The organism is Microbispora sp. NPDC049633 (assembly GCF_040675265.1).
In the GTDB taxonomy this organism is placed as follows: Bacteria; Actinomycetota; Actinomycetes; order Streptosporangiales; family Streptosporangiaceae; genus Microbispora; species Microbispora maris.
Genome location: NZ_JBFAOO010000035.1, coordinates 43,275 through 52,117, shown reverse-complemented (window position 1 = coordinate 52,117; position 8,843 = coordinate 43,275). Strand labels below are relative to the sequence as shown.

Below are 8,843 nucleotides of genomic sequence, written 5' to 3'. Positions count from 1 at the left end.
CGATCGCCGCCGGGCCGAAGCACTCCTCCGCCAGCTCGGGCAGCCCGTCCGCGAACGCCTCCAGGTCGGCGGCGAAGACCTGCGGGGTGATGCCGTCCACCGTGCCCCCGCCGGCCAGCACGGTGAGCCGCTCGGCCAGCCGGCCGGACGCCCGCAGGTAGCCCTCGCGGATCTTGTCGGTCAGCATGGGCCCGCCGCTGGTCGCGCCGACCGCCTCGGCGACGGCCTGCTCGAAGCCTCCCTCCGCGGGGACGAACACCAGGCCGGGGTTGGTGCAGAACTGCCCCACCCCCAGCGTCAGCGACGCCGCGAACCCAGAGGCCACCTCGGCGGGGTCGGCCGAGGGCAGCACGACGACCGGGTTGACGCTGCCCAGCTCGCCGTAGAACGGGATGGGGTCGGGGCGCTCGTCGATCAGCTTCTGGATGGCCGTCCCGCCCGCGACCGAGCCGGTGAAGCCGACCGCCGTGACGAGCGGGTGCCGCGCCAGCGGAGCTCCCGTCTCGAACCCGTGCACGAGTCCGAGCAGGCCGGGGTCGGGCAGGGCCTGCCGTACGACGGAGGCGGTCAGGTCGGAGGTGCGGGGGTGCCCCTCGTGGGCCTTCACCACGACCGGGCAGCCGGCCGCCAGCGCCGACACCGTGTCGCCGCCCGCCACCGAGAACGCGAAGGGGAAGTTGCTGGCCGCGAAGACGGCCACGACGCCGAGCGGGTGGTTCATCCGCCGCACGTCGGGGCGCGGCGGGGTGGCCCCGGGGTCGGGGTGGTCGATCACCGCCTCCACCCATCCGCCGTCCCGCAGGACCTCGGCGAACAGCCGGAACTGCGCGGCCGTACGGGCGATCTCCCCGCGCAGCCGCGCCTCCGGCAGCCGGGTCTCCTCCGCCGCGGCCGGCCACAGCTCCTCGGTGTGCTTCAGCAGGGCGTCGGCGACGCCTTCGAGCACGGCGGCGCGTTCGGCCGGGGGCGTCGCCCGCCACGCCTCGCCCGCCGCGGCGGCCCGCTCCACCGCCGACTGGACGGCGTCGTTCACCTGGTCAGTGTTCACCTGGTCAGTCACCTCAGCCCCCCGCTGTGAGATTCTCGACGTCGTAGCGGGGGCCGCAGAAGGCTCCCCCGGCCAGCGAGTGCGGCAGCTCCCCGAGATCGGGCTCGCCGTGCTCGGCGATGAGCTTATCGGCGTATATTTCCGCGTCGTCCTTGGGCTCGTAGCCGATGGCCCGGCCCTCCTCCAGGGACCACCAGCGGCGCGTGTTGGCCGACACCCCCCACACCACGTGGAAGCCCTCCGCCGCGAGCGACGCCTCGGCCAGCCGCGCGCAGTCGTCCGGCGACAGCCAGGTCGACAGCATGCGCACGTCCCTGGGCTTCTTGAAGCACGAGCCGATCCGCAGGCAGGTCACGTGCATGCCGTACCGGTCGTGGTAGAGCGAGCCGAGCGCCTCCTTGGTCACCTTGCTCACGCCGTAGAAGGTGTCCGGGCGCGGGAACAGGTAGTCGGGGGCCTCGCCCGCCTCGCGCGGGTGGAACCCGACCGCGTGGTTGCTGCTGGCCAGCACGACGTGGCGCACCGCGGCCCGCCTCGCGGCCTCCAGCACCACGTAGGTGCCGTTGATGTTGACCTGCAGGATGTCCGCCCACGGCTGTTCGAGGCTGTGGCCTCCCAGGTGCAGCACCGCGTCCACGCCGTCCATCGCCGCGTCCATCGCCTCGGGGTCGGTGATGTCGGCGGTCACCGCCTCCTCACCCGGCCCCGCCTCCAGCGGGACGACGTCGAGCAGGCGCAGCACGCGCCCCTCCCCGGCCAGCCGGGGTCGCAGCAGAGTGCCGACGCCGCCCGCCGCGCCGGTCATGAGAATTCGCATGTGCCTCCTGTCGAAGCGGCCCTGCGGCATGCGCGGCCCGGGCGCCCGCGCCGTGGGCGGCGCCCCGTGATCGTCCGCGCGGCGTACGGACCGTGTCAATGGCGAACGGCGTCAGTCTCGCAGCAATTCCCAGCTGTTCACAAGTACGGGCATGATTCACATATCTGACCCGAGATCGTTCCTTGACGCAACTGTTGCCAATTCTTATCGTCTTGCTGACATGCATCCGCAATTGCGGAGCCCGTTCGAGTACACGAACAGGACGGGGCCGACGTGACGACGAGCCGTCGCGAGATGACCTCGGTTGACTTTCGCGAGATCGCACAGCTAGCGTCGTGGACATATTTAAGAACTTTGTCCATGTATATGGACACCCAAGGGAGTGGGCGGATGCAGCTCGACGGCGTTCTCTTCTTTCCGGTCACACCGTTCGGCGCGGACGGTGAGCTGGCCGAGGACGTGCTGGCCACGCACGTGACGCGCGGTGTCGCCGAGGGTGCGGGCGGGGTGTTCGCCGCCTGCGGCACGGGCGAGTTCAACGCGCTGGGCATCGACGAGTACGCGCGGGTGGTGCGGATCGCCGTCGAGTCGGCGGCCGGACGGGTTCCGGTCCTGTCCGGCGCCGGCGGCTCGCTCCCGTTCGCCCGCGAGTGCGCGCGCAGGGCCGCGGAGGCGGGCGCGGACGGCCTGCTGCTGCTGCCGCCGTACCTGGTCAGCGCGCCCGCGGAAGGGCTGGTGCGCTACGTCCGCGAGATCGCGGCCGCCACCGACCTGCCGATCATCGTCTACCAGCGGGCCAACGCCCGTTTCACGGCCGCCGCCGCGGCGGCGCTGACCGAGATCCCCAACGTCGCCGGGTTCAAGGACGGCCTCGGCGACATCGACGCCATGCAACGGATCGTCCTCGCCGTCCGGGAGGCGACCGACCGCGACTTCACGTTCTTCAACGGGCTGCCGACGGCCGAGATGACCGTGCCCGCCTACCGGGGCATCGGCGTCAGCCTGTACTCCTCCGCCGTGTTCTGCTTCCTGCCCGAGGTGGCCCTGGCCTTCCACAAGGCCGTGACCGCCGGGGACGACGACCTGGTGCGGCGCCTGCTCGGCGGCTTCTACCGGCCCCTGGTCGAGCTGCGCGACCTCGTGCCCGGCTACGCCGTCTCGCTCGTCAAGGCGGGCGTCGCCCTGCGCGGCCTCGACGTGGGCCGGGTCCGGCCGCCGCTCGTCGACCCGGCCCCCGAGCACGTCGCCCGGCTGGACAAGCTCATCGCGACCGGGCTGGAGCTGGTGGGATGAGGATCCGCGAGATCCACGTCACGCCGGTCGCCTTCCGCGACCCGCCGCTGCTCAACGCCGCCGGCGTCCACGAGCCGTGGGCGCTGCGCACGATCGTGGAGGTCGTCACCGACGAGGGGCTGTCCGGTCTCGGGGAGACCTACGGCGACCTCGACCACCTCGTCCGGGTGCGGGCCGCCGCCGAGGCGCTGATCGGCCACGACGTCTACGGCGGCAACGCGATGTACGCCACCGTGGCCGGCCTCGTCGGGGCCGACGTCGTCACCGACCTGCACGGCCTTACCGGCACCTCCTCACGGGCCAAGACCGTCGACCGGATCTTCTCCCCCTTCGAGGTCGCCTGCCTCGACATCCAGGGGAAGGCGGCGGGCCGGCCCGTCGTGGACCTGCTCGGCGGCCGGGTGCGCGACGCCGTGCCGTACAGCGCCTACCTGTTCTACAAGTGGGCCGGGCACCCGGGCGCGCCGGACGACGGCTTCGGCGCCGCCCTCGACCCCGAGGGCGTGGTCGAGCAGGCCCGCCTGCTGATCGGCAGGTACGGCTTCCGCTCCATCAAGCTCAAGGGCGGCGTGTTCCCGCCCGAGCAGGAGGTCGAGGCGGTCCGCGCGCTGCGGGAGGCCTTCCCTGAGCATCCGCTGCGCCTCGACCCCAACGCCGTCTGGAGCGTGGAGACCTCCATCCGGGTCGGCCGCGAGCTCGACGGCGTGCTCGAATACCTGGAGGACCCCACCGAGGGCATCGAGGGCATGGCGCGGGTCGCCGCCGAGGTGCCGATGCCGCTCGCCACGAACATGTGCGTCGTCACCCCCGAGCACATCCCGCCCGCCGTACGTCAGGGCGCGATCGGGGTGCTGCTGACCGACCACCACTACTGGGGCGGTCTGGTGCGCTCGGCGCACATCGCCACGCTGTGCGAGACCTTCGGCATCGAGCTGTCCATGCACAGCAACTCCCACCTCGGGATCAGCCTCGCCGCGATGACCCACCTGGCCGCCGCCACCCCGTCGGTCACCCACGCCTGCGACACCCACACCCCCTGGCAGGACGGACAGGACGTGGTGGCTCCCGGCGCGCTGCGCTTCGTGGACGGCGCGGTCCCGGTGCCGGACGGCCCGGGACTCGGGGTGGAACTCGACCGCGACGCCCTCGCAATCATGAACGAGCAGTATGAGAAGTGCGGGGTCCGCTCCCGCGACGACACGACGTACATGCGGTCCGTCGACCCGTCCTTCTCCGCACGGAGGCCACGCTGGTGAACGTCATCTACGCCTACCCCTGGGACATCGTCGGCGACCCCGGCGCCGCCGCGCGCCTCAAGGCGCTCGGCGTCGACGCGGTGGCGCTCGCCGCGTCCTACCACACGACCCGCGCCGCGACTCCCCTGCATCCGGCGCACCGGCTGGTCGACGCCCGGCACGCGGCCTGCTACGTCCCCGTACGCGAGGAGGCGTGGAAGGGCAACCGGCTCGTGCCCGGCACGCCGTCGTGGGTGGACGCGGACGATCCGTTCGGGGAGGCCAGGGACGCGTTGCGCGCCGTGGGCCTGCCGGTCCAGGCGTGGACCGTGCTGACCCACAACACGCTGCTCGGCTCGGCCAACCCCGGCCTCGTCGTCACCAACGCCTTCGGCGAGACCTACCCCTACGCGCTGTGCCCGGCGGCGGCCGACGTGCGCGACTACTGCCGCACGCTGGTCCACGAGATCGTCGAGGTCGGCGACCCCGACGCGCTGATCCTGGAGGCGTGCGGCGCCCTCGGGTTCCGCCACGGCGGGCACCACGAGAAGACCGACGGCGCCGACTGGTCGCCCGCCCAGCTCGCGCTGCTGTCGCTGTGCTTCTGCGCGGCCTGCGTACGCCGCTACGAGGCGGCCGGACTGGACGTCGCCGAGGTCCGCGCGCGGGTCCGGGCCGGTGTCGACGGCGCGCCCGGCTCGGTCGAGGACGCGCTCGGCGACCTCGCGGACCCGGTGCGCGACCTGCGCACCGGTCTGGCCGGCGAGCTGCGCGACCTGCTGCTGGCGCAGGCCCGGGCGATCCGGCCGGACCTGAGGATCGCCCTGCACGCCAACGCCGATCCGTGGGCCACCGGACCGTTCGCGACCGTCCCGCAGGGGGTGGACGCCGACCTGCTCGTCGGCAACTGCTGGAACGCGCCCGAGGTGGACGAGGCGGGGCTGCGCGCCCTGGGCCGGCTCGGCCCCCGCGTGGGCGCGTACGTGCTGGCCCTGCCCCCACGCCCGGCGGACGGCGAAGCCTTGTCGTTCCTGGCCGAGGCCTACACGGCGGCCGGCGCCGCCGAGATCCACTGGTACCACGGCGGCCTCGCCTCCAGGGCCCGGCTGAAGGCGATCGCGGCGGCGATCCGCCGCTGAGCCGCACCGCTCCCCACCGCGCCCGGCCGGCGATGCGGGACAATCATGGACATGCGGTTCGGCATCCTCGGCCCGACAGAGGCACGGCTCGACGGCGACCGCCCGGTGCCGGTCGGCGGGCCCGGGCTGCGCGCGCTGCTCGGCCTGCTGCTCCTCAATGCCGGGAAGGTCGTCACCACCGACCGCCTGATCGACGGCCTCTACGGCGCCGAGCCGCCGTCGGGGGCGACGAACGCGCTGCAGGCCCAGGTGTCGCGGCTCCGCCAGCACCTCGGCGACCTGGTCGTGCGGGAGCCGGCGGGCTACCGGCTGGCGGTGGACCCGGACGACGTGGACGCGTCCCGCTTCGAACGGCTGGCGGCCGAGGGACGGCGGGCGCTCGACGCCGGCGACCCGGCCCGCGCCGCCGGCCTGCTCGGCCAGGCGCTCGCCCTCTGGCGCGGGCCGGCGCTGGCCGACGTGCCCGACGCGCCGTTCGCGCCCGCCCAGGCGGCCCGGCTGGAGGAGCTGCGCCTGTCGGCGGCCGAGGACCTCGCCGAGGCGGGCCTGGCCCTCGGGCGGCACCGCGACCTGCTGCCCGAGCTGCAGGAACGGGTCGCCGCGCATCCGTTGCGGGAACGTTCGCGCGGGCAGCTCATGCGCGCGTTGTACGCCGCGGGCCGCCCGGCGGAGGCGCTGGCCGTCTTCGAGGACGCCCGGCGGGTGCTCGCCGGCGAGCTGGGCGCCGACCCGTCGGCGGAGCTGGCGGCGATCCACCTCGCGGTGCTGCGCTCCGACCCGGCGCTCGCTCCCCCACCCGCCGCGACCGGCGCGCGGCCGGTGCCGCTCACCTCACTCGTGGGCCGCGACACCGAGCTCGAACGCATCGGCGCGCTGCTCGCCGAGGCCCGGCTCGTGACGCTCACCGGCCCGGGCGGCACCGGGAAGACCCGGCTGGCGATCGAGGCGGCCGCCCGATGGCCGGGCGAGGTGTGCGTCGTGGAACTCGCCCCGCTCACCGACGGCGCCGACGTGCCGCAGGCCGTGCTCGGCGCGCTCGGGCTGCGGGAGAGCGCCGTGCCCATCCCCGTGCCCATCCCCGGCCCCGGGACTCGGCCGAGCACCGCCGATCCCGTCGCCCGCCTGGTGGCGGCCCTGACCCTGCGGCCGGTGCTGCTCGTGCTCGACAACTGCGAGCACGTCGTGGACGAGGCGGCCCGGCTCGCCGACCGGCTGCTCGCGGCGTGCCCCGCCCTGCGCGTGCTGGCCACCGGCCGCGAGGCGCTCGGCATCACCGGCGAGCGCCTGTGTCCCGTCCCCCCGCTGCGGGTCCCGCCGCCCGGCGGCGAGGATGATGTCGAGGACGCGCTCGCCTATCCGGCCGTACGGTTGTTCGCCGAGCGGGCGGCCGCCGTACGGCCCGGCATCGCCTTCGGGCCCGGCGACGTCGGGCACGTGCTGCGCATCTGCCGGGCGCTGGACGGGCTGCCGCTGGCGCTCGAACTGGCCGCCGCCCGGCTGCGCTCGCTGCCCCTGGCCCAGATCGCCGCCCGTCTCGGCACCGGCGATCCCGGACCGGAGGGCGACGCCCCCCGCTTCGCGCTGCTGTCGCGCGGCAGCCGTACGGCGCAGCCGCGCCACCGGACGCTGCGCGCGGTCGTCGAGTGGAGCTGGGACCTGCTCGACGAGCCGGAACGCGCGCTCGCGCGACGCCTGACCGTCTTCGCGGGCGGCGCGACACTGGAGGCGGCCGAGCGGGTGTGCGGTCTGCCCGACACCGACGGCGTGCTCGCCTCCTTGGTGGACAAGTCCCTCGTCGAGGTGGTGGACGACCGCTACCGGATGCTGGAGACGATCCGCGCGTTCTGCGCCGAACGGCTGGCCGAGGCCGGCGAGAGCGAGTCCACGCGGCAGGCCCACCTCGCGTACATCCTGGACCTGGCCGCCGCGGCGGACCCGCACCTGCGCGGACCGGACCAGGTCGAGTGGCTGCGCAGGCTGGACGGCGAGCGCGACAACCTGCAGGCCGCGCTGCGCCGCGCCGTACGCGCCGGTGACGTGGCGCCCGCGCTGCGGCTGCTGTCGGCGGCGACCGGCTACTGGCTGCTGCGCGGGCTGCGTGGCGAGGCCGCCAGGCCGGCCGCCGAGCTGCTGGGCCGGATCGGCGCCACACCACCGGAGGGGCTGGAGGAGGAGCACGTCGTGTGCGCCTGCCTCGTGGCCTGGGGCGGGACGGGCGGCCCCGCCGTGGACGGGCTCGTGGCCGAGACCGTCCGGCGGACCTACGTCCTGCCCATGCCGCCACGGCAGCCGTTCCTGCTGGTGCTGCAGGCGATGATCAGCGGTCCCCCCGCGCGAGAGCAGCTCCACACCATGGAGGACCTGTTCCGCGTGCTCGACCGCGACCCGTGGACGCGGACGCTCAGCCGCTTCAGCCTCTCCTATCTCAAGGTGTTCGACGGCCGGCTCACCGAGGCCGAACACGAGCTCACCGGCGCGCTCCGGGAGGCCCGCTCCGTGGGGGACATCTGGCTCCGGGTGCTGGTGCTGTCCGCCATGGCGGACGTCGCCGACCAGCGGGGGGACCACGAGCGGGTCGAGGCGCTGACCAACGAGGCGCTCGACCTGGCCGAGCGGCTGGGCGCCGCGTCGGACGTCGCGGAGACCCTCTGCCGGCGCGCCTGGGCGCGGATGCGCTCCGGACTCGCGGACGCCGCGAGATCCGACTTCGAGCGCGCCGCCGAGCTGTCGCGGCGGACCGGCGGCCCGGAGACCCTCGCGGCGGCGCTCCTCGGGCTCGGCGAGCTCGCCCGGCTCGCGGGCGACGTGACCGGGGCCCGGCGCCACTACGAGGCGGCCCTGGCGGAGTGCACGAGCGCGTGGTTCAGCGCGGAGGAGACCCGCTCGCGCGTCTACCTGGCGCTCGGCTGGGCCGCACAGCTGTCGGGCGACGCCTTCGAGTCGCTGGCGTGGCACCGGCGCGCCCTCACCACCCTGCCCGGCACCCGCAGCCTCGGCATGACCGCCGGGGTCGCGGAGGGGGTCGCCGGCGTCGCGCTGCTGGAAGGAGACCGCGGGCGGGCGGCCTGGCTGCTGGGCGTGGCCGCCGCCCTGCGCGGCGCACCCGCCGCGGGCGACCCGGACGTCGCCCGGATCGAGGCGGGCTGCCGGACCGTCCTCGGCGCTGACGCCTTCGACCGGGCGTACGCCCAGGGCCGCGCCTACGCACAGGAGCGGGTGCCGGTCGCGGGGGGCATCACGGGGAGCACGGACACCGCGGCGCTGACCATCGTCGAAGGGCACCTGTCAGCGCTCGGTGGATGAACGGTCAG

Annotated in this window: 6 protein-coding genes; 4 read left to right on the top strand and 2 right to left on the bottom strand. The window is 74.7% G+C overall.

The window, feature by feature from the left end; translation table 11 throughout:
* A partial coding sequence (locus AB0J39_RS12300; RefSeq protein WP_363463636.1) for an aldehyde dehydrogenase family protein occupies positions 1-1,048 on the bottom strand: 1,048 nt, incomplete at its 3' end.
* Positions 1,049-1,061: 13 nt separating this feature from the next.
* A complete protein-coding gene (locus AB0J39_RS12295) occupies positions 1,062-1,865 on the bottom strand; it encodes an NAD(P)-dependent oxidoreductase (RefSeq protein ID WP_363463635.1) in 804 nt (267 codons plus the stop codon).
* A 390-nt stretch (positions 1,866-2,255) separates the two neighbouring features.
* Between AB0J39_RS12295 and AB0J39_RS12290 the strand changes: the two genes are divergently transcribed.
* From AB0J39_RS12290 to AB0J39_RS12275, 4 genes are read left to right on the top strand one after another with little or no spacing between them, the layout of a single operon-like run.
* Positions 2,256-3,158, top strand: coding sequence for a 5-dehydro-4-deoxyglucarate dehydratase (locus tag AB0J39_RS12290; RefSeq protein WP_363463633.1), 903 nt, complete (start codon positions 2,256-2,258; stop codon positions 3,156-3,158).
* Positions 3,155-4,414 carry a glucarate dehydratase family protein gene (locus tag AB0J39_RS12285; RefSeq protein WP_363463632.1) on the top strand — a complete coding sequence of 420 codons (1,260 nt, stop codon included), beginning with the start codon at positions 3,155-3,157 and terminating at the stop codon, positions 4,412-4,414. The genes AB0J39_RS12290 and AB0J39_RS12285 overlap by 4 nt, the downstream gene beginning before the upstream one ends.
* Positions 4,411-5,532, top strand: coding sequence for a hypothetical protein (locus tag AB0J39_RS12280; protein ID WP_363463630.1), 1,122 nt, complete (start codon positions 4,411-4,413; stop codon positions 5,530-5,532). Before AB0J39_RS12285 ends, AB0J39_RS12280 begins: the two co-directional genes overlap by 4 nt.
* Before the next feature lie 51 nt (positions 5,533-5,583).
* Positions 5,584-8,835 (top strand): BTAD domain-containing putative transcriptional regulator, encoded by a 3,252-nt coding sequence (locus AB0J39_RS12275; protein ID WP_363463628.1) that lies wholly within the window; start codon positions 5,584-5,586, stop codon positions 8,833-8,835.
* Positions 8,836-8,843: the final 8 nt, after the last annotated feature.